The 20,118-nt window shown below is 72.3% G+C and carries 16 protein-coding genes; 9 read left to right on the top strand and 7 right to left on the bottom strand.

Features of this window, described 5'->3' with window-relative positions; genetic code table 11:
- Positions 1–7 precede the first annotated feature (7 nt).
- The 4 genes from ASD48_RS01300 to ASD48_RS01285 form a co-directional block, all read right to left on the bottom strand.
- Entirely contained in the window at positions 8–694 is a 687-nt protein-coding gene (locus tag ASD48_RS01300) for a hypothetical protein (protein ID WP_057599470.1), read from the bottom strand.
- Positions 691–1,137 (bottom strand): hypothetical protein, encoded by a 447-nt coding sequence (locus tag ASD48_RS01295; RefSeq protein WP_242432481.1) that lies wholly within the window; start codon positions 1,135–1,137, stop codon positions 691–693. The genes ASD48_RS01300 and ASD48_RS01295 overlap by 4 nt, the downstream gene beginning before the upstream one ends.
- A gap of 89 nt (positions 1,138–1,226) precedes the next feature.
- On the bottom strand, positions 1,227–1,715 hold the full coding sequence (locus ASD48_RS01290) for a hotdog fold thioesterase (RefSeq protein WP_057599469.1): 489 nt from the start codon (positions 1,713–1,715) through the stop codon (positions 1,227–1,229).
- A 51-nt stretch (positions 1,716–1,766) separates the two neighbouring features.
- Positions 1,767–4,046 carry an FdhF/YdeP family oxidoreductase gene (locus tag ASD48_RS01285; protein ID WP_057599468.1) on the bottom strand — a complete coding sequence of 760 codons (2,280 nt, stop codon included), beginning with the start codon at positions 4,044–4,046 and terminating at the stop codon, positions 1,767–1,769.
- A 190-nt stretch (positions 4,047–4,236) separates the two neighbouring features.
- Between ASD48_RS01285 and polA the strand changes: the two genes are divergently transcribed.
- Both polA and ASD48_RS01275 read left to right on the top strand, forming a co-directional pair.
- The gene (gene polA, locus ASD48_RS01280) at positions 4,237–6,960 is read left to right on the top strand and encodes a DNA polymerase I (protein WP_057599467.1); all 2,724 of its coding nucleotides are present in this window, start codon (positions 4,237–4,239) and stop codon (positions 6,958–6,960) included.
- A gap of 274 nt (positions 6,961–7,234) precedes the next feature.
- The gene (locus tag ASD48_RS01275) at positions 7,235–7,672 is read left to right on the top strand and encodes a hypothetical protein (RefSeq protein ID WP_057599466.1); all 438 of its coding nucleotides are present in this window, start codon (positions 7,235–7,237) and stop codon (positions 7,670–7,672) included.
- On the opposite strand, the gene ASD48_RS01270 is transcribed toward ASD48_RS01275, so the two are convergent.
- Complete coding sequence (locus tag ASD48_RS01270; protein WP_057599465.1) at positions 7,638–8,582, bottom strand: DUF4184 family protein; 945 nt, start codon at positions 8,580–8,582, stop codon at positions 7,638–7,640. The two genes, ASD48_RS01275 and ASD48_RS01270, sit on opposite strands and share 35 nt — an antisense overlap.
- A 356-nt stretch (positions 8,583–8,938) precedes the next feature.
- Between ASD48_RS01270 and ASD48_RS01265 the strand changes: the two genes are divergently transcribed.
- The 3 genes from ASD48_RS01265 to ASD48_RS01260 all read left to right on the top strand — a co-directional run bounded on the left by ASD48_RS01265 (position 8,939) and on the right by ASD48_RS01260 (position 12,050).
- On the top strand, positions 8,939–10,678 hold the full coding sequence (locus tag ASD48_RS01265; RefSeq protein ID WP_057599464.1) for a lytic transglycosylase domain-containing protein: 1,740 nt from the start codon (positions 8,939–8,941) through the stop codon (positions 10,676–10,678).
- 204 nt (positions 10,679–10,882) lie between these two features.
- Positions 10,883–11,017, top strand: coding sequence for an SPW_0924 family protein (locus ASD48_RS43030; RefSeq protein ID WP_107104203.1), 135 nt, complete (start codon positions 10,883–10,885; stop codon positions 11,015–11,017).
- A gap of 40 nt (positions 11,018–11,057) precedes the next feature.
- Positions 11,058–12,050, top strand: coding sequence for a DUF3068 domain-containing protein (locus tag ASD48_RS01260; protein WP_057599463.1), 993 nt, complete (start codon positions 11,058–11,060; stop codon positions 12,048–12,050).
- Here ASD48_RS01260 and ASD48_RS01255 read toward each other — a convergent pair.
- Both ASD48_RS01255 and ASD48_RS01250 read right to left on the bottom strand, forming a co-directional pair.
- Positions 12,040–14,703, bottom strand: coding sequence for an ATP-dependent helicase C-terminal domain-containing protein (locus ASD48_RS01255; RefSeq protein ID WP_057600941.1), 2,664 nt, complete (start codon positions 14,701–14,703; stop codon positions 12,040–12,042). The two genes, ASD48_RS01260 and ASD48_RS01255, sit on opposite strands and share 11 nt — an antisense overlap.
- A gap of 89 nt (positions 14,704–14,792) precedes the next feature.
- Positions 14,793–15,614 (bottom strand): class I SAM-dependent methyltransferase, encoded by an 822-nt coding sequence (locus ASD48_RS01250; RefSeq protein ID WP_057600940.1) that lies wholly within the window; start codon positions 15,612–15,614, stop codon positions 14,793–14,795.
- A 380-nt stretch (positions 15,615–15,994) separates the two neighbouring features.
- Between ASD48_RS01250 and rpsA the strand changes: the two genes are divergently transcribed.
- The 4 genes from rpsA to ASD48_RS01230 all read left to right on the top strand — a co-directional run bounded on the left by rpsA (position 15,995) and on the right by ASD48_RS01230 (position 19,950).
- Positions 15,995–17,503 (top strand): 30S ribosomal protein S1, encoded by a 1,509-nt coding sequence (gene rpsA, locus ASD48_RS01245; RefSeq protein WP_057599462.1) that lies wholly within the window; start codon positions 15,995–15,997, stop codon positions 17,501–17,503.
- A gap of 298 nt (positions 17,504–17,801) precedes the next feature.
- Positions 17,802–18,740 carry a PAC2 family protein gene (locus ASD48_RS01240; protein WP_057599461.1) on the top strand — a complete coding sequence of 313 codons (939 nt, stop codon included), beginning with the start codon at positions 17,802–17,804 and terminating at the stop codon, positions 18,738–18,740.
- A 158-nt stretch (positions 18,741–18,898) separates the two neighbouring features.
- The gene (gene coaE, locus ASD48_RS01235) at positions 18,899–19,519 is read left to right on the top strand and encodes a dephospho-CoA kinase (protein WP_057599460.1); all 621 of its coding nucleotides are present in this window, start codon (positions 18,899–18,901) and stop codon (positions 19,517–19,519) included.
- Between the two features lie 50 nt (positions 19,520–19,569).
- Complete coding sequence (locus tag ASD48_RS01230; protein WP_057599459.1) at positions 19,570–19,950, top strand: tetratricopeptide repeat protein; 381 nt, start codon at positions 19,570–19,572, stop codon at positions 19,948–19,950.
- The last annotated feature ends 168 nt before the right edge of the window (positions 19,951–20,118 follow it).

Below are 20,118 nucleotides of genomic sequence, written 5' to 3'. Positions count from 1 at the left end.
AGGTGTCTCAGGCGTTTTGGTGATGACCGGATTCGTTGCTACAGGCGACTTGTACGGCCGCGGACAGGTCGTGCGCATAGCGCGCGCCGAGGATGAAACTGTGGACTTGTATTGCGCGCGCATTACGTAGAGTTACGTCCACGAAAGGGAGTCCGACGTTCTTCGGCACTTTTCCGCATTCCGTTACCCGCATGGTGATGACGACCTTGCGGGCGGAACCCGCTTTTGTCCTGAAGGGCGCCCGGGGAGCGGAGGTCAGGGAAAGTCCGGTGTACGGCTGGGCGAGCCGGGTCACGGTGACCGGCGGGCCGGACTCCACGCCGAGCACGATGTCGAAGGCGAAGGTGAGAGGGCGGGCGCCGGGCGGTACGGCGACCTCGCCGAGGTAGCCGACGTCCACCACCTGGGACGGGAACGGCGGTGCGGAGGCCGCCGGTTGGGCCTCGTGCGGCCGCGTCGCCCAGAGGTAGCCGCCGCCCGCGAGGAGGACCGCCGCGGTGAGGACGGCCGACACCGCCCGGCGGTGCGCGGCAGGGAGGCGGCCGAGCCCACGGAGCAGGCGGGCGGCGGGAGTCGGGGCGGCCGCGCCGAGGGCTTCGGCGGGGCCGGGCGCGGCCGCGGTGCTGCGGCCGGCGTCGGGGGCCTCCCACGCGTGGGTGCCCTCGCCGGGCTCGACGGGGCCGACGCCGCTCACTGCCAGGGACCCTCGGTCGGGCCGCCGGAGCGGTACCGGTCCGCGCAGCCCTCGGCCGCCTCGCGGCCGATCAACTCGTCCGCCGCGTCGGCCCCTTGACGCTTCTTCACGGTCCGCGCGGCGTCCACGACGGTCCGCAGGATCTCGTACTGCCCGTTGGACAGCCCCATCGACTGGTAGTCCCCGTAGGCGGTGCTGTCCAGGACCTCGCGCGACCAGTGGGCGACGACACGGGTGCACAGTTCCTCGGGTGAGGCGGTGGACGTGGACGGCGACGGGGGTGCGGACGGCGACCGGGTGCCGCTCGCGCCGGCGCTCCCGGAAGCTCCGCAGGCGGTCGCGAGCAGGCCCGCCAGCAAGGCCGCCAGCGCGGCCGCCGCCGGTAACGCCGGTCCGGGCCGCCGCCCCGCCGCCCCCGCCCGGGGGGTTCCTCCCGTGGTCATGTCCCGACGCTAGGCCGCCGCGGTGGCGGTGGGCAACGGCCGCGCGCGGGTGACTCTCCGGAGCGTGCGCCTGCGGAGCGCCGGTACCGTCACTGAGCGGCGCGCGCCTGCGCGCCGTCGCCGGCCCGTACGTCCCGCAGCAGACAGGTGAGCCGCGCGGTGCACACGCGCCGCCCCTCCTCGTCGCTGATCACGATCTCGTACGTCGCCGTGGAGCGCCCCTGGTGCACGGGCGTGGCCACGCCGGTGACCAGGCCGGAGCGGACCCCGCGGTGGTGGGTGCAGTTCAGGTCGACACCGACGGCGATCTTGGTGCTGCCGCCGTGCAGCATGGACCCGACCGACCCGAGGGTCTCGGCGAGGACCGCGGAGGCGCCGCCGTGCAGCAGGCCGTAGGGCTGGGTGTTGCCCTCGACCGGCATGGTGCCGACGACCCGGTCGGCGGAGGCCTCGACGATCTCCACGCCCATGCGGTTGCCGAGGTGTCCGGCGGAGAACAGGGCCAGGATGTCGATGCCGAGGGCGTCGTACTCGTCGATGACCTCTTGCGGGAACTTCACGTGCTGCTGCTCGCCCATGGGGCCCGGCTCCGTTCGTCGATCACACGTCGGTGTGACTTAAGCAAACGCTCAGTCGGTTGCCGATTGTTCCAGACGGACGACGACGGACTTGCTGGCCGGGGTGTTGCTGGTGTCGGCGGTGGCGTCCAGCGGGACCAGGACGTTGGTCTCCGGGTAGTACGCGGCGGCGCAGCCCCGGCTGGTCGGGTACACCACGACCCGGAAGCCGGGCGCCCGGCGCTCCACACCGTCCCGCCACTCGCTCACCAGGTCCACGTACGAGCCCTCGGCGAGCCCGAGAGCGCGCGCGTCCTCGGCGTTGACCAGGACCACCCGGCGGCCGTTGCTGATGCCCCGGTAGCGGTCGTCGAGGCCGTAGATCGTGGTGTTGTACTGGTCGTGCGAGCGCAGCGTCTGCAGGAGCAGGCGGCCCTCGGGCAGCCGGGGGTACTCGACGGGGGCGGCGGTGAAGTTGGCCTTGCCGGTCGTCGTCGGGAAGCGGCGCTCGTCGCGCGGGGCGTGCGGCAGGGTGAAGCCCTCGGGGCGGGCCACGCGCGCGTTGAAGTCGTCGAAGCCGGGGATCACGCGCGCGATGCGGTCGCGGATCGTCGCGTAGTCCTTCTCGAACTCCTCCCACGGCACCTTGCTGTCCTCGCCGAGCACACGGCGCGCGAGGCGGCACACGATGGCGGGCTCGGACAGCAGGTGCGCGCTCGCGGGCGCGAGGCGGCCGCGTGAGGCGTGCACCATGCCCATGGAGTCCTCCACGGTCACGAACTGCTCGCCGCCGCCCTGGAGGTCGCGCTCGGTGCGGCCGAGCGTGGGCAGGATCAGGGCCCGCGCGCCCGTCACGACATGTGAACGGTTGAGCTTGGTCGACACGTGCACCGTCAGCCGGGCGCGCCGCATGGCCGCCTCGGTGACCTCGGTGTCCGGGGAGGCGGAGACGAAGTTGCCGCCCATCGCGAAGAACAGCTTCGCCTCGCCGTCGCGCAGCGCGCGGATGGCGCGGACGACGTCGAAGCCGTGCTCGCGCGGGGGCGCGAAGCCGAACTCCTTCTCCAGGGCGTCCAGGAAGGCCGGCGCGGGCCGTTCGAAGATGCCCATGGTGCGGTCGCCCTGCACGTTCGAGTGCCCGCGCACCGGGCACACGCCCGCGCCCGGACGGCCGATGTTGCCGCGCAGCAGAAGGAAGTTGACGACCTCGCGGATCGTCGGCACGGAGTGCTTGTGCTGGGTGAGGCCCATGGCCCAGCAGACGATGGTGCGCTCGGAGGCGAGCACCATGCGCAGGGTCTCCTCGATCTCCGCGCGCGTGAGGCCGGTCGCGGTGAGCGTCTCGTCCCAGTCCGCGGTGCGGGCCGCGTCGGCGAACTCCTCGAAGCCGTGGGTGTGTTCGGCGATGAACGCCTCGTCGAGCGCGCCGTCGGTGTCGAGGACGAGCTTGTTGAGGAGGCGGAAGAGGGCCTGGTCGCCGCCGATACGGATCTGGAGGAAGAGGTCGGTGAGCGAGGCGCCCGCGGTGAGGCCCTTGGCGGTCTGCGGGTTCTTGAAGCGCTCCAGGCCCGCCTCGGGCAGCGGGTTGACGCTGATGATCTTCGCGCCGCCCGCCTTGGCCTTCTCCAGGGCGGACAGCATGCGCGGGTGGTTGGTGCCCGGGTTCTGCCCGGCGACGATGATCAGGTCGGCCTGGTAGAGGTCCTCGAGCAGGACACTGCCCTTGCCGACGCCGATGGTCTCCGACAGGGCCGAGCCGGACGACTCGTGGCACATGTTCGAGCAGTCCGGCAGGTTGTTCGTGCCGAGTTCGCGGGCGAAGAGCTGGTAGAGGAACGCGGCCTCGTTGCTGGTGCGGCCCGAGGTGTAGAAGACGGCCTCGTCGGGGGAGGCGAGGGCGGCGGTCTCCTCGGCGATGATGTCGAAGGCGCGCTCCCAGGTCACCGGCTCGTAGCGCTCTCCGCCCTCGGGGAGGTACACGGGATGCGTGAGGCGGCCCTGCTGGCCGAGCCAGTAGCCGCTGCGGCCGGCGAGGTCGGCGACCGGGTGCGCGGCGAAGAACTCGGGGGTGACCCGGCGCAGGGTCGCCTCCTCGGCGACCGCCTTCGCACCGTTCTCACAGAACTCGGCGGTGTGCCGGTGCTCGGGTTCGGGCCAGGCGCAGCCGGGGCAGTCGAAGCCGTCCTTCTGGTTGACGCGCAGCAGGGTCAGAGCGGTGCGCCGCACCCCCATCTGCTGCTGGGCCATCCGCAGGGAGTGCCCGACGGCCGGCAGGCCCGCCGCCACGTGCTTCGGCTCGGCGACCTGCGGAGCGTCCTGGACCGGATCGGCCTTGGGCGGCTTCGTTGCCATCGCGCGCTCTCCTTCGCTCGCCTGTGCCACACACCTCCACCGATCCTCGCACGGGGCACCGGCACCGTTCACGTGCGGGCCGGTCGGCGGGCGGCAGCAAAGCTTGCGGCAGGCGGCGGACCGCCCGCGGAACCCCGTGCGCCGCGGCGGCCGGGACCGAGTGTCAGTGGGGCGTGGCAGGATCGGGGGCGTGGCAGAGACAGCAGCGAAGCAGACCGACACCCCCGCCGGCAGCCGGCCCCGCCTGATGCTCATGGACGGGCACTCGCTGGCCTACCGCGCGTTCTTCGCGCTGCCCGCGGAGAATTTCACCACCGCGACGGGCCAGCCGACGAACGCGATCTACGGCTTCGCGTCGATGCTGGCCAACACCCTGCGTGACGAGGCGCCCACGCACTTCGCGGTCGCGTTCGACGTGTCCCGCAAGACCTGGCGCTCCGAGGAGTTCACCGAGTACAAGGCGAACCGTTCCAAGACACCGGACGAGTTCAAGGGCCAGGTCGAGCTGATCGGCGAGCTGCTCGACGCGATGCACGTGTCCCGGTTCGCGGTGGACGGCTTCGAGGCGGACGACGTCATCGCCACCCTCGCCACCCAGGCCGAGGCCGCGGGCTTCGAGGTGCTGATCGTCACCGGCGACCGGGACTCCTTCCAGCTGGTGTCCGAGCACACCACGGTGCTCTATCCGACGAAGGGCGTCTCGGAGCTGACCCGGTTCACGCCGGAGAAGGTCGTCGAGAAGTACGGGTTGACGCCCGCCCAGTACCCCGACTTCGCGGCGCTGCGCGGCGACCCGTCCGACAACCTGCCGGGCATCCCCGGCGTCGGTGAGAAGACGGCCGCGAAGTGGATCAACCAGTTCGGTTCGTTCGCGGACCTCGTCGAGCGCGTCGAGGAGGTCAAGGGCAAGGCCGGGCAGAACCTGCGCGACCACCTGGAGGCCGTCAAGCTCAACCGCCGCCTCACCGAGATGGTCCGCACCGTCGAGCTGCCGAAGACGGTCGTCGACCTGGACCGCGCCCCGTACGACCGCACGGCCGTCGCGATGATCCTGGACACCCTGGAGATCAGGAACCCGTCCCTGCGCGAGCGGCTGTTCGCCGTCGACCCCGGCGGCGAGGAGGCCGAGGCGACGCCGGTGATCACCGGCGGGGTGGAGCTGGACGGCACGGTGCTGGGCACCGGCGAGCTGGCCGGCTGGCTCGCGGAGCACGGCACCGACACCCTCGGCGTCGCCACCGTCGACGCATGGGCACTGGGCGCCGGCTCGGTCGCCGAGATCGCGCTCGCCGCCGCCGCGGGAGCGGCCGCCTGGTTCGACCCCGCGGAGCTCGACGAGGCCGACGAGAACGCGTGGGCGGCGTGGATCGGCGCCGAGGACCGCCCCAAGGTCCTGCACAACGCCAAGGGCGTCATGCGGGTCTTCGCCGAGCACGGCTGGTCCGTCGCCGGCGTCGACATGGACACGGCGCTCGCCGCCTACCTCGTCAAGCCGGGCCGCCGCTCCTTCGACCTGGACGCGCTGTCGCTGGAGTACCTGGGCCGTGAGCTGGCCCCGGCCGCCGCGGCCGACGGCCAGCTCGCCTTCGGCGCGGACGACGGCGCCGAGGCCGAGGCCCTCATGCTGCAGGCCCGCACCATCGTCGACCTCGGCGAGGCGTTCCGCGGCCGGCTGGCGGAGGTCGGCGCGGCCGACCTGCTGCGCGACATGGAGCTGCCGACCTCCGCCCTCCTGGCCCGCCTGGAGCGGCACGGCATCGCCGCCGACCGCGCCCACCTGGAGGCCATGGAGCAGATGTTCGCGGGCGCCGTCCAGCAGGCCGTGAAGGAGGCGCACGCGGCGGCCGGGCACGAGTTCAACCTCGGCTCGCCCAAGCAGCTCCAGGAGGTCCTCTTCGGAGAACTGGGCCTGCCGAAGACGAAGAAGACCAAGACCGGCTACACCACCGACGCCGACGCCCTGGCCTGGCTCGCCGGCCAGACCGACAACGAGCTGCCGGTCATCATGCTCCGCCACCGCGAACAGGCGAAGCTGAGGGTCACCGTCGAGGGCCTGATCAAGACGATCGCCGCGGACGGCCGCATCCACACCACGTTCAACCAGACCGTCGCCGCGACCGGCCGGCTGTCCTCCACCGACCCGAACCTCCAGAACATCCCCGTCCGCACCGACGAGGGCCGGGCTATCCGCCGCGGCTTCGTCGTCGGCGAGGGCTTCGAGTCCCTGATGACGGCCGACTACAGCCAGATCGAGCTGCGCGTGATGGCCCACCTGTCGGAGGACGCGGGCCTCATCGAGGCGTTCACCTCCGGCGAGGACCTGCACACCACGGCCGCCTCCCAGGTGTTCGGCGTCGAGCCCGCCGCGGTGGACGCGGAGATGCGCCGCAAGATCAAGGCGATGTCCTACGGCCTCGCCTACGGCCTGTCGGCGTTCGGCCTCTCCCAGCAGCTGAACATCGACGCGGGCGAGGCCCGTGGCCTGATGGACGCCTACTTCGAGCGCTTCGGAGGAGTGCGGGACTACCTGCGCCGCGCCGTCGACGAGGCACGGGCGACCGGCTACACGGCGACGCTCTTCGGCCGCCGCCGCTATCTGCCCGACCTCAACAGCGACAACCGCCAGCGCCGCGAGGCGGCCGAGCGCATGGCCCTCAACGCGCCGATCCAGGGCACGGCGGCGGACATCGTCAAGATCGCCATGCTCAAGGTGGACGCCGCCCTGCGCGCGGCGGACCTCACGTCCCGCATGCTGCTCCAGGTCCACGACGAAATCGTCCTGGAGATCGCCCCCGGTGAGCGGGCGGCGGTCGAGGAGCTGCTCCGCCACGAGATGGCCCACGCCGTCCAGCTGAGGGCGCCGCTGGACGTGTCGGTCGGCGCGGGCGCGGACTGGGAGTCGGCGGCGCACTAGCCCCCGTGGGGGGACGCGGGCCCGCCGCTCTCGCGCAACGGCCGAAACGGCCGGAACAGCTGGTATGACCGGTACGGCCGGTATGGCTGGAACAGCTGAAGGGGCTCTGCCGAGACCGGCAGGGCCCCTTTTATGCCTTGCGGGAGCCGATCCCGTATACGAGCCGGTCCCTTCGCGAAGGCCCGGTCACCGGCGGTACGTCCCCCGAAGGGTCCTCACCCGCGTGGCCCCCGAGAACAGGCCCCTGCCGGGTCCGGGCCACCAGGATGCCGCCATGGGTATACGCATGCTCCACCGCCGGAAGGCCCACGCACGCGTTCAGGCCACGGCGGCCGCGGACACGCGGTCCGGGCCCGGCACGGCTTCCCGGCGACGGCCGCGTCCCGCCCTCGCGCCAGGCGCCGTCACCCCCCGCATCCCGTGGACCCCCGGCACGGCCCTGCGTGCGGCCGCCGTTCGGCTCCGCGGTCCGGGGCTCACCCGGTTCCCGCCCCGGATTCCGCTCCTGGTCCCGACCCGGTTCCTCGCCGGGTCCGTTCCCCGGGACGACGGCCGGCGGCGCCTGTGGGCCGAGGCGGTACGCGCTCACCTGGCGCGGGCGCTCGGCGTCCTCGGCCGGCTCCGCGGCCGCCGTACGGTCCGCCGCATCCCCCTCTTCGTCGCGACGGCGCCCCCGGTCACCGAACGCCCGGGCGACTCCGCCGCACACTGACCCCGTCTGCGTCTGCGTCTGCGTCTGCGTCCGCGTGTGCGTCCGCTTCCGCTCCCTGCTGCCCGGCACCGGCATCCCGGGTGAGGGCCGGATGAGCCGTGCGCGCCGGACGAGCCGGGCGCCACAGCCGCACGCCGACCGCGTACAGGAGCACCCCCAGCACCAGCCCCGCGCCCGCCCCGAAGCACAGGGTCGGGACGAGTTCCCAGGGCTTCGCGTCGCGCGCGCTCCAGTACTCCCACCATCGCGTCGCCCGCCGTACCGCCGCGACCAGTGCGCAACCGCCGATCACGGCACCCGCCCACCACCGGTCCCGCGCCGACAGCACCGCGACCCCCACCGGCTCGCCGGCCGGCGCCCGGCGCAGCGCGTACGTGACGAAGACGGCGAGCACGACCGCGGCCACGGCCGAACCCCCGTACTGGAGGTACCAGTACAGAGGTGAACCGGCGATGTCCTCGCCGAGGACGGGGAACAGCCGCATGCCCCAGCGGTCGAGGTGCGTGAACGCGTCCCACACCACATGGGTCAGCGCGCCGAGCGCCGCGGAGACGTACCACCACAAGGCGGTGGACGGCCGTACCCGCGCGTGTGGCGCACCGCAGCGGGTCAGCGTGGCCGTCCGGCCCTGCCGGGACCGCGGCAGCAGTGCCACCAGCGGCTCGCGCACCAGCAGCCAGAGCCCCACCAGCACCCAGGCGACGAGCACGTCCACCGTGAACACGCCGGGCAGGGAGTGGGTGACGTCGCCGAACTCCATGGCCCCGGACAGGACACTCGCCGCGTAGTAGGTCATGTCGGGAGCGAAGGAGCCCGCCACCAGGGCGCCCGGGACGAGTCGCCCGCGGCCGGTGCCGTCGGTGCGCACGACGGGCAGCACGGCCGCCGCGTGACTCAGCGTGAACGGCAACGGGGCTCCCGGGGGCGGACGTTGACGGGCCGGGCGGCCCGGTGATCTACGACGTCCAGTATGCGGGGCGCGGTTCCCGGCCGACGGTGCGTGGCGGGCTGGTGAAAACGGCACCCGAACGGGTGCCGGTGCAAAAGAAGTTGTCGTAGGGTCGCCTGGGTCGGCGTGCCCCCGGGCACGCCGAACAGCAGAGCAGAGCAGGGCAAACCGCCCATGAGTGCAACCGTCGGGGCGGGTTGATCGTCACACCGGTGACGGCGGCGGCACCGGCAACGGCCACAACCGTGGCAACAGCCGCAGCGGCAGGGTGCAGGCGAAAAGACGGGCGTAACGCGTCCACGGGAGGGTTTCACTTCATGTCGGCGCATTTCGGCACGAGGCTGCGCAAGGGAGCGGTCAACACGACCGTGGCCGCACTGGCGGTAGCGGCTCTGGCCGCGTCCCAGGCACCGGACGTCACGGCCGACGGCCACGGCAGACAGACCGCCGCCGACACCCCGTCCGCCGCCGACAACGGCAGCGGCATCGGTGACAGCGCCACCGGCAACTCGCCGTACTACACGGACCTGCCGCCGCTGAAGAGCCCGAACCCCGCGCCGAGCGAGAGCTCCGCCACCACCCCGGCCGCCACCGGCACCACGGAGTCGGGCATCCCGGCGACCGTCCTGGACGCCTACAAGAAGGCCGAGGCGGAGCTGGCGCGGTCCAAGCCGGGCTGCAACCTGCCCTGGCAACTCCTCGCCGCCATCGGCAAGGTCGAGTCGGGCCAGGCCCGCGGCGGCAACGTGACCGCCGACGGCACCACCGTCTCGCCGATCCTCGGCCCGGTCCTCAACGGCGTCGGCTTCGCGAACATCAGCGACACGGACAACGGCGCGTACGACGGCGACAGCACCTACGACCGTGCCGTGGGCCCCATGCAGTTCATCCCGTCCACCTGGGCGTGGGCGGGCCGTGACGGCAACGCCGACGGCAAGAAGGACCCCAACAACATCTACGACGCCGCGCTCGCCGCCGGCCACTACCTGTGCCGTTACGACTGGGACATGTCGGCCACGTCCGGGATGCGCAGCGCGATCCTCAGCTACAACAACTCGACGGACTACCTGAACACCGTCCTGTCGTGGCTGGAGTACTACCGCAAGGGCACGCACGAGATCCCCAACGGCACCGGCACGGTGCCGGACAACCGCAGCGACGACGGCACCGGCTACACGCCCACGTCGCCGTCCACCCCGTCGTCGCCCAGCACCCCCAGCACCCCCAGCACGCCCGCCACGCCGAGCAAGCCGTCGACGCCCGGCAAGCCCACCACTCCGTCGACGCCCGCCACCCCGACACCCACCCCGACGCCGACCGAGTCGGTCGGCCACCTCGAGGACGCGGGCACGGCGAGCCTCACCGCCATGGCGGGCGACACGTTCACCGAACGCATCGGCACCCGCGCGGAGACGGCGGCCGGGAAGGCCGTCGCCAAGGTCCGGATCCGTTTCACCGTCGTCGGCGACACCGACGCCACCTTCACGGGCGGCGAGCGCGTCGCCACGATCGTCACCGACGCCAAGGGCGTCGCCCTCGCGCCCGCCCTCCAGGCCGGCGAGAAGACCGGCGGTTTCACCGTCCGCGCCACGGTCCTCGGCCGCACGCTCTCCGCCCTCGACTACAAGGCCACGGTCACCGCCCGCGCCGCCGACGCCCTCGCCCGCACCAGCAGCACCGCGCTGACCTGCACCGCCGGCGGCGAGTTCGCCGACGGGGTCGAGGTGAAGGCCACCTACAAGGGTGCCGTCGCGGACAAGGTCGCGGCCACCGCCACCCTGATCAAGTCGGCCGACGACGCGACCGCGAACGACAAGGGCCCCTACTTCAAGGACGCCGCCGGCAACCCCGTCCGCACCCTGGACCTCCAGACGGACGCGAACGGCCTGCTGGCGCTGCCCAAGCTGTACGCGGACGACACCGCCGGCACCTATCTGCTCCGCATCACCACCACGGGCGGAGCGACCCTGACGGTCGAACTCACCGTCACGGCGGCCGAGACCTCGACGCCCAGCCCGACGCCCAGCGAGTCGGAGTCGGCGACCACCGGCTCGTAACCCCCTCCCGCGGCCTGCGAGCTCCACTCCGGCCTCCGAATCCCACTCCGGCCTCCGAGCTCCGGTCCGGACTCCGGTCGTAGCGCACGACGGCGGCGCTCCTGTCTCCACAGGGGCGCCGCCGTCGTGCGTTACGTGTTCTCATCTCGCCCGCCCGTTGCTACGGTGCCCGACCTGACGTCCCGTCAGCTCCAGGAGGACCGTATGCGTGCCCTGATCGCCGCCGCGACCGGTCTCGCCGTCGCGCTCGCCCTGGTCCTCACGCTCACCGCACTGGGCACACCGGCCGGCCGGACCTCCCCGAAGCCACTGCTGACGACGGTCCCCGCCCACCCCTAGCCCGCACCGCCCGCCGGTTCCGCCCGCGAAGGAGGCCGAGATGCGCCGCAAGGCCGCCCTGATTCTGCTCGCCCTCGCCGTGTTCTTCGCGGCGCTGTCCCCCCTCCTGCGCTGGTACGCCTACCCGCGCCTGGCCAAGATCCCGGCGAACGAATACCAGACCATGGTCCTGGAGGCGAAGAACGCCACCCTCCTCGACTACGGCAGCATGACCGCCCGCACCGTCCCCAAGGTCACCATCGTGCAGACCCTCAAGGGCGACGTGGAGGCCTCCGAGAAGATCGAGAAGACGGCCGGCCGGGACGTCGTCGTCTGGGACGGCCTGTCCTACGTCCAGGGGCCCGACGGAAAGATGGTCTCCAAGGTCCCCGAGCGGTACATCTTCGACGCCCACACCCAGGAGCCCGTGCACGCCACCGGCGAGATGGTCGACGGCGATCCGGTGCACCGGGAGGGCATCGAGTTCAAGTGGCCGTTCCTGACGGAGAAACGGGACTACGAGTACTTCGACGCGCAGACCCGCACCACGGCCCCCATCCACTACCAGGGCACCCGGACCTTCCGAGGCCTGGAGGTCTACTACTTCGAGCAGACCGTCCCCTGGACCAAGGTCGCCATGCCCAGGACGATGCCGGTCGCGGGCATCACCCCGCAGACCGTCGCCAAGACGGGCACCACCCGCTGGTACACCACGGTCCGCAAGTTCTGGGTCGAACCCGTCACCGGCGCGCCCGTCTACGGCGAGGAGATCCACCAGGAGGAACTCCGCGGCGGCACCCTGCTCGGCGGCCGCGCGAAGGTCACCGCCTTCGCCGGGCACGTGAAGATGCGCGAGGACTACATCGAGCACACCGTGTCCGTCATCAAGGCCAACCGCACCCTGGTCCTGCTGCTGACCGCCTACCTGCCCTGGGGCTTCCTCCTGCTCGGCGTCCTCCTGATGTGCCTGTCCCTCTACCTGGAGGCCCGCTCCCGCCGCCCGGACGGACCCACCGCCGCCGAGCCCGCCGCACCGCGGCCCGTCACCGCCTGAGCCGCGCGTTGGTGAACCGGGTCGGCTCGGCGGCGGCCGGATCCTCGGGCCAGGGGTGCTTCGGATACCGGCCGCGCAGCTCCGCCCGCACCCCCTTGTAGCCGTCCTTCCAGAAGGAGGCGAGGTCGGCGGTGACCGCCGCGGGCCGCCCGGCGGGCGACAGCAGATGCACCAGCAACGGCACCCCGGCGACCCGCGGCGACTCCTGGAGTCCGAACATCTCCTGCAGCTTCACCGCGAGGACCGGCCGCTCAGGGTCGGCGTAGTCGATCCGGATCCTGGACCCGCTCGGCACGGTGATCCGCTCCGGCGCCAGCTCCTCCAGCCGGGCCGCCTCGCCGGAGGCCCAGGGCAGCAGCCGTCCGAGCGCCTCCCCGGCGCCGATCCGCCCCAGATCGCTCCGCCGCCGGGCCCGGCTCAGCTCGGGTTCCAGCCACTCGTCCACGCGCGCGTGCAGCGACGTGTCGGAGACGTCGGGCCACGGCTCTCCCCGATGCCGTCGCAGGAACGCCAGCCGCTGCCGCAGGCCCTCCGCCTCGGGCGACCACCGCAGCAGCCGCAGCCCATCCTTCGCCAGCCCCTCTACCAGCGCACCGCGTACGAGCCCGGCGTCGGCGTCGCGGAGCGGACGCACCGCCAGCTCCACGGCCCCCAGCCGCTCCACCCGCCGTGCCACGACATCCCCGTCGGCCCAGTGGACCTCGTCCCGCTCGTCGAGCAGGGCGCCGGCCGCGAACCGGGCGACCTCCTCGTTCACGACCGCGGCGAGCTGCACGCGCGCGTGCCCCTTGCCCACCGGCCGGTCCGCGACGGCGACCGCGAGCCAGGGGGCCCCACGCAGATCCGTGCCCTCGCGGACCTCGGCCCGGGTGCCGGAGACCATCAGGTAGGAACCCCCGTCGGCCCTGGCGAGCCGCTCCGGGAAGGCGAGGGCGACGACGAGCCCGGCGAGGGCGTCCGAACCGGCAGCATCCCCGCCGCCGTCCCCTCGGCCGCTGTTCCCCCCGGTGCTGCTTCCGCGAGTGCCGTTCCCTCCGCCGCCGCTTCCGCGGGTGCGGGTTCCTCCGCCGCCGCTTCCGCGGGTGCGGGTTCCTCCGCCGCTGCTTCCCCGGGTGCTGTTTCCTCCGGTGGCGGGCCCGGTCGGGATCGAGCCCTCGGCGACGGCACGCAGCCGGCGCACCTCGGCCCGCCACCGCGCACCATAGGCGTCACCCCCACGCCGCGCCGACCGCAGAGCCGCGGCCAGATCGTCGCCGTACTCCCGCGGCGCCTCCTCGCTGAGCAGCGCGACCACCTCGACGGCCCGCTCCATCCCCACCGACGCGGCCCCGTCCAGCAGCGCCCGGCCCAACCGGGGATGCAGCCCCAGCCGGGCCAGCCGCAACCCCCGCTCGGTGGCCCGGCCGACGGAGTCCACCGCCCCGATCGCCGTCAGCAAAGACCTCGCCGCCGCCATCGCCCCACCCGGCGGCGGGTCCAGCAACGCCAGCCCGGAAGCGTCGGGATCCCCCCAGCACGCCGCCTGCAGGGCGAACGCCGTCAGGTCGGCCACCCTGATCTCCGGCGCCGGGAACGACGGCAGACGGGCGTCCTCCGCCTCCGCCCAGCACCGGTACACCGCACCCGGCGCCTCCCGCCCGGCCCGCCCCGCCCGCTGCCGGCCCGCCGCCTGCGAGGCACGCACCGTCGCCAGCGCGCTCAGCCCGCGCGCGTGGTCCACCCGCGGCTCCCGCGCCAGCCCCGAGTCGACGACCACCCGCACCCCCGGCACCGTCAGCGAGGACTCCGCGACGGAGGTCGCCAGGACCACCCGGCGCCGCTCCCCGGGAGCCAGCACCGCGTCCTGCACGGCCGCCGGCGCCCGCCCGTGCACCTGGAGCACGTCCACCCCGGCCGGCGTACCGAGGAGCCCCGCGACCCGCGCGATCTCCCCGACACCCGGCAGGAAGCACAGCACGTCCCCCGACCGCTCGGCCAGCGCCCGCCGCACCACCGACGCGACATGCGCCAACAACGCCGGATCCACCCGCATCCCGTGCGGCGGCCGCACCGGACGCGCCGGGGGCGCCCAGACCACCTCCACACCGAAGACGGAACCATGCGCCTCCACCACCGGGGCCCCGCCCAGCAGCCGCGCCCAGCCCGCCGTGTCCGTCGTCGCCGAGGCCGCCACCAGCCGCAGCTCGGGCCGCAGCGTCTCGCGCACGTCCCACAGGAAGGCCGCCGAGGTGTCCGCGTCGAGATGCCGCTCATGGCACTCGTCCAGCACCACCACGTCGACGCCCGACAGCTCCTGGTCGCGCTGAAGACGCTGGAGCAGCACACCGGTCGTCACGACCTCCACGCGCGTGTGCCGCCCGACGACCCGCTCCCCGCGCACGGTGTGGCCCACGTTCTCCCCGGGCCGCTCACCCAGCAGCCACGCCATCCGCCGGGCCGCCGCCCGCGCCGCGATCCGCCGCGGCTCGGCCACGAGCACCCGGCGCGCCGGACCCTCGCCCAGCAGCCCGGCCAGCGCGAGCGGCACCAGCGTCGTCTTGCCCGTGCCCGGTGGCGCGGCGAGGACGGCCGTGCCGTGCCCGTCCAGGGCGTCGTTCAGGGCGGGCAGGGCGGCCCGTACGGGCAGCGCGTCCAGGGCGTCGTCACGGGGGATCACGCACCCAGTGTCGTACGCCCACGAAAACCACCCCGCACGCGCGCGTGCGTGTGCGGGGTGGGAGGGGCGGGGCGGGCGGGAGCCGGCTAGTCCCGCTCGCAGACGAAGACGGCCGTACCCGGGATCAGGTTCCCGCGCAGCGGGGACCAGCCACCCCACTCCGAGGAGTTCCAGGCCGGCCACTCCGGCTCGACCAGGTCCACCAGCCGGAAACCGCCCGCCACGATGTCGCGGACCCGGTCGCCCAGCGTCCGGTGGTGCTCCACGTACACCGCCCGGCCCTGGTCGTCCTGCTCGACATAGGGAGTGCGGTCGAAATAGGACGAGGACACGGTCAGCCCCTCCGGGCCCGGCTCGTCCGGGAACGCCCAGCGGATCGGGTGGGTCACCGAGAACACGAAACGCCCCCCGGGGCGCAGGACCCGCCGCACCTCCTTCAGGACCAGCACCGGGTCGGCGACGAAGGGCAGCGCCCCGTACGCCGAGCAGGCCAGGTCGAAGGAGGCGTCCGCGAAGGGCAGCGCGCCCGCGTCGGCGCACACCAGCGGGAACGCGCCGCCGATGCGCAGCGCGTGCTGGAGCTGGCGGTGCGAGAGGTCCAGGGCGACCGGACGCGCGCCCTGCGCGGTCAGCCAGCGGGCGCACTGCGCCGCGCCGGCGCCGATCTCCAGGACCGACTTGCCCTTCAGCTCCTCCGGCGGGCCGAGCAGCTCCGCCTCCACCTCGTCCAGACCCTCGGGACCCCATACGAAGCGGTCGTCGCCGAGGAAGGTGCCGTGCTCGATCTGGTATTCGTCCGCGTTGCGGTCCCACCAGCCCCGGTTGGCCCGGGAGCTCTCGGTGACGTCGGCGTCACGCCGGGTGGCTTCCGGCTCGAAGACCGGCTCGGACGATTCAGGCTCTTGGATGATCGGCTCCCTCGTCGTACTCTTCCGTGCAACCCGCCCGTCGGTGCCACCCGAGGTGTCACCGGTGAGGCTTCCTGCGGCCTGCGTGACCTCAGGAGAAAGGTTGTGTGCCGGGTATGCGGCGATCCGCCCCGGGTGTGCGCCTTCGCGCATTGACCCCGCCCGGCTGCCCCCGTATGCTACAAGTTGCGCTGCGGGCCTGCGCACCTCAGACGTAGCAGGCTGCGCTCGCATCTGTTGTTGTCCCCTCGGTTCTCGAGGTGTCATCACCGGTTCTCCGGTGGGGCGCTTCCTAAGCTGTCCGGCTTCTTCAGAGCGATCACGGGCTCCCGGCGTAGCAGTACCTACGACTCACTGTCCGTACCGGAGCCCTTTCCCACATGACGAGCAGCACCGAGACCACCTCTACCACGCCGCAGGTAGCGGTCAACGACATCGGTAACGAGGAAGCCTTCCTCGCCGCGATCGACGAGACGATCAAGTACTTCAACGACGGCGACATCGTCGACGGCGTCATCGTGAAGGTCGACCGGGACGAGGTCCTGCTCGACATCGGTTACAAGACCGAAGGCGTTATCCCGAGCCGCGAGCTCTCCATCAAGCACGACGTCGACCCCAACGAGGTCGTCGCCGTCGGTGACGAGATCGAGGCCCTTGTTCTCCAGAAGGAGGACAAGGAAGGCCGCCTGATCCTCTCGAAGAAGCGCGCCCAGTACGAGCGCGCCTGGGGCACCATCGAGAAGATCAAGGAAGAAGACGGGATCGTCACCGGTACCGTCATCGAGGTCGTCAAGGGTGGTCTCATCCTCGACATCGGCCTCCGTGGCTTCCTCCCGGCGTCCCTCGTCGAGATGCGCCGCGTCCGCGACCTCCAGCCTTACGTGGGCAAGGAGCTCGAGGCCAAGATCATCGAGCTGGACAAGAACCGCAACAACGTGGTCCTGTCCCGCCGTGCCTGGCTCGAGCAGACCCAGTCCGAGGTCCGCCAGACGTTCCTCACGACCCTCCAGAAGGGTCAGGTCCGTTCCGGCGTCGTCTCCTCGATCGTCAACTTCGGTGCGTTCGTGGACCTGGGTGGCGTCGACGGTCTGGTTCACGTCTCCGAGCTTTCCTGGAAGCACATCGACCACCCCTCCGAGGTTGTCGAGGTCGGCCAGGAAGTCACCGTCGAGGTCCTCGACGTCGACATGGACCGCGAGCGTGTCTCCCTGTCGCTGAAGGCGACCCAGGAAGACCCGTGGCAGCAGTTCGCCCGCACGCACCAGATCGGGCAGGTTGTCCCCGGTAAGGTTACGAAGCTCGTTCCGTTCGGTGCGTTCGTGCGCGTCGACGAGGGCATCGAGGGTCTGGTCCACATCTCCGAGCTGGCCGAGCGCCACGTGGAGATCCCGGAGCAGGTCGTCCAGGTCAACGACGAGATCTTCGTCAAGGTCATCGACATCGACCTCGAGCGCCGCCGCATCAGCCTCTCGCTGAAGCAGGCCAACGAGTCCTTCGGTGCCGACCCGGCCTCGGTCGAGTTCGACCCGACCCTGTACGGCATGGCCGCGTCCTACGACGACCAGGGCAACTACATCTACCCCGAGGGCTTCGACCCCGAGACCAACGACTGGCTCGAGGGCTTCGAGTCGCAGCGTGAGGTCTGGGAGAACCAGTACGCCGAGGCGCAGACGCGCTTCGAGCAGCACCAGGCTCAGGTCATCAAGTCCCGCGAGGCGGACGAGAAGGCCGCTGCCGAGGGTGGCGACGCGGCTGGTGCCGCTCCGGCCGCGTCCGGTGGCGGTGGCGGTGGCTCCTACTCCTCCGAGGGTGCCGACACGTCCGGCGCGCTGGCCTCGGACGAGGCGCTCGCCGCTCTGCGCGAGAAGCTGGCCGGCGGCCAGAGCTGAACTCCCCCGGCGGGGGTGACCCCAGCCGCTGAGGTTTAGCAGTGTGTCGAGGGCCCGCACCTTTCGAGGTGCGGGCCCTCGGTGCTGCCCGGAAACGGGACCGGACCGCCGGACCGCCGTTCACCCCATGACCACCCGTGACCACCCTCGCGCGCCCCGACCCGGCCGGACCTCACCCGCTCCCGGCTCCCCTCACCCGTGAGAAACCCGCCCGAGTCATTTGATCAAGGCGCGTGGACCGGGAATGCCGACGGTCCGGCGGGCGTTGGACAGAAGGAACACGAGGGGAGCGGTCCAAGTGCTTGATCCGCAGGGTTTGTACGCATGGGAGCCGAAAGGCCTGGCAGTCGTCGACATGGCGCTGGCCCAGGAGTCGGCCGGACTTGTCATGCTCTACCACTTCGACGGATACATCGACGCGGGCGAGACCGGTGACCAGATCGTCGACCGGCTCCTCGACTCGCTGCCCCACCAGGTCGTCGCCCGCTTCGACCACGACCGGCTGGTCGACTACCGCGCCCGCCGCCCGCTGCTGACCTTCAAGCGCGACCGGTGGACCGAGTACGAGGAACCGACCATCGAGGTGCGGCTGGTGCAGGACACCACCGGAGCACCCTTCCTGCTGCTGTCCGGGCCCGAGCCGGACGTGGAATGGGAACGCTTCGCCGTCGCCGTCAGGCAGATCGTGGAGCGACTCGGCGTCCGCCTCTCGGTGAACTTCCACGGCATCCCCATGGGCGTCCCGCACACCCGCCCCGTGGGCCTCACCCCGCACGGCAACCGCACGGACCTCATGCCGGGCCACCGCAGCCCCTTCGACGAGGCCCAGGTCCCCGGCAGCGCCGAGGCGCTCGTCGAGTACCGCCTCATGGAGGCCGGACACGACATCCTGGGCGTCGCCGCACACGTCCCGCACTACATCGCCCGCTCGGCGTACCCGGACGCCGCCCTGACCGTCCTGGAAGCGATCACGGCGGCCACCGGCCTCGTCCTGCCGGGTATCGCGCACGCCCTGCGCACGGACGCCCACCGGACGCAGACCGAGATCGACCGTCAGATCCAGGAGGGCGACGAGGAACTCACCTCCCTCGTCCAGGGCCTGGAGCACCAGTACGACGCCGCGGCCGGCGCCGAGACCCGCGGCAACATGCTCGCCGAGCCCGTCGACATCCCGTCGGCGGACGAGATCGGGCAGGAGTTCGAGCGCTTCCTCGCCGAGCGCGAGGGCGAAGCCTGAGCACTCCACCCGGGCGTCGCGGCTCAGCAAGCCGAGCAGACAGGCAGACAGACAGCCGAGCAGTGCAGTCAGTCAGTCAGTCGGTCAGCACAGCCGAGCAGACAGCACACAGGGGCCTGTCGGGTGCATCGTCACCGGCAGGCCCTAAGCTTCCGCTCATGCTGACAGTGGGCCTGACCGGCGGGATCGGCGCCGGCAAGAGCGAGGTGTCACGGCTGCTCGTCGAGTGCGGGGCCGTACTGATCGACGCGGACCGCATCGCCCGCGAGGTCGTCGCCCCGGGCACCCCGGGACTCGCGGCGGTCGTGGACGCCTTCGGTGTGGACGTCCTCGCCCCGGACGGCAGCCTCGACCGCCCCCGCCTGGGCTCGGTCGTCTTCGCCGACCCCGCGAAACTGGCGCTCCTCAACTCGATCGTGCACCCCCTGGTCGGCGCCCGCTCCCGCGAACTCGAGGCGGCCGCCCCCGAGGACGCCGTCGTCGTCCACGACGTCCCCCTCCTCACCGAGAACGCCCTCGGCTCCCTCTACGACGTCGTGGTCGTCGTCGACGTGCCCCCCGAGACCCAGCTCGACCGGCTCGTCCGGCTCCGCGGCATGACGGAGAAGGACGCCCGCGCGCGGATGGCCGCACAGGCGACCCGCGACGAACGCCAGGAGATCGCCGACATCGTGATCGACAACGACGTACCGCTCGCGGAACTCCACCGGCGCGTGAAGGACGTCTGGGCCGACCTCACGCACAGAGCCCGCACGCCGCACGGGACCGCTCCGGAATAGCGGCCCTCGCTCCGCGCGTTGAACCCGTTGAGCAAGGGAAGGATTTTTCCGTGCCCGATACCAGCGGTTCGACCGGACGTACTCCGGAGACAGACGTCATCGACTTCCGTGCCGCGGAGCATCTGCTCGCCGCACGGGACCCGCGGGGCGCGGTGAAGTTGCTCGACGGAGTCATCGCCGCACACCCCGACAACACCGCCGCCCGGCTGCTGCGCGCGCGTGCCTTCTTCGCCGCCGCCCAACTACGGCCCGCCGAGCTGGAGTTCACCATCGTCCTGGAGCGCGAGCCGGACAACGCCTTCGCGCACTTCGCGCTCGGCCGCACCTATGAGCGGCAGGGCCGGGGCGACCAGGCCAAGCGCCACTTCCGCCTGGCCGCGGCACTGGACCCGAACCCGCAGTACCTCAAAGCGGCACGCTTCGAGAGCTGAGAACCGGCCGGCCACCGAGGCTCCGGACTGCCGGGCCTTCGGGCAGGCCTTCCGTGCGGGCCTTCGGGCCGCCGGGCTCGGGGCTGCCGGGCTCAGGGCTGCCGGGCTCGGGGCTGCCGGGCTCAGGGCTACCGGAGCTCAGGGCTGCCGGGCCTTTGCGTCGCTGGG

Source organism: Streptomyces sp. Root1310 (assembly GCF_001426425.1).
GTDB lineage: Bacteria > Actinomycetota > Actinomycetes > Streptomycetales > Streptomycetaceae > Streptomyces.
Note: the sequence above shows the minus strand (reverse complement) of the source record. Positions and strands in the feature narration are given on the sequence as shown.

Excerpts from the sequence above, each read along its gene's own strand:
- ASD48_RS01295 (WP_242432481.1), bottom strand. The coding sequence starts at position 1,137 with ATGACCACGGGAGGAACCCCCCGGGCGGGGGCGGCGGGGCGGCGGCCC.
- ASD48_RS01290 (WP_057599469.1), bottom strand. The coding sequence starts at position 1,715 with ATGGGCGAGCAGCAGCACGTGAAGTTCCCGCAAGAGGTCATCGACGAG.
- ASD48_RS01285 (WP_057599468.1), bottom strand. The coding sequence starts at position 4,046 with ATGGCAACGAAGCCGCCCAAGGCCGATCCGGTCCAGGACGCTCCGCAG.
- ASD48_RS01275 (WP_057599466.1), top strand. The coding sequence starts at position 7,235 with ATGGGTATACGCATGCTCCACCGCCGGAAGGCCCACGCACGCGTTCAG.
- ASD48_RS01265 (WP_057599464.1), top strand. The coding sequence starts at position 8,939 with ATGTCGGCGCATTTCGGCACGAGGCTGCGCAAGGGAGCGGTCAACACG.
- ASD48_RS43030 (WP_107104203.1), top strand. The coding sequence starts at position 10,883 with ATGCGTGCCCTGATCGCCGCCGCGACCGGTCTCGCCGTCGCGCTCGCC.
- ASD48_RS01260 (WP_057599463.1), top strand. The coding sequence starts at position 11,058 with ATGCGCCGCAAGGCCGCCCTGATTCTGCTCGCCCTCGCCGTGTTCTTC.
- rpsA (WP_057599462.1), top strand. The coding sequence starts at position 15,995 with ATGACGAGCAGCACCGAGACCACCTCTACCACGCCGCAGGTAGCGGTC.
- coaE (WP_057599460.1), top strand. The coding sequence starts at position 18,899 with ATGCTGACAGTGGGCCTGACCGGCGGGATCGGCGCCGGCAAGAGCGAG.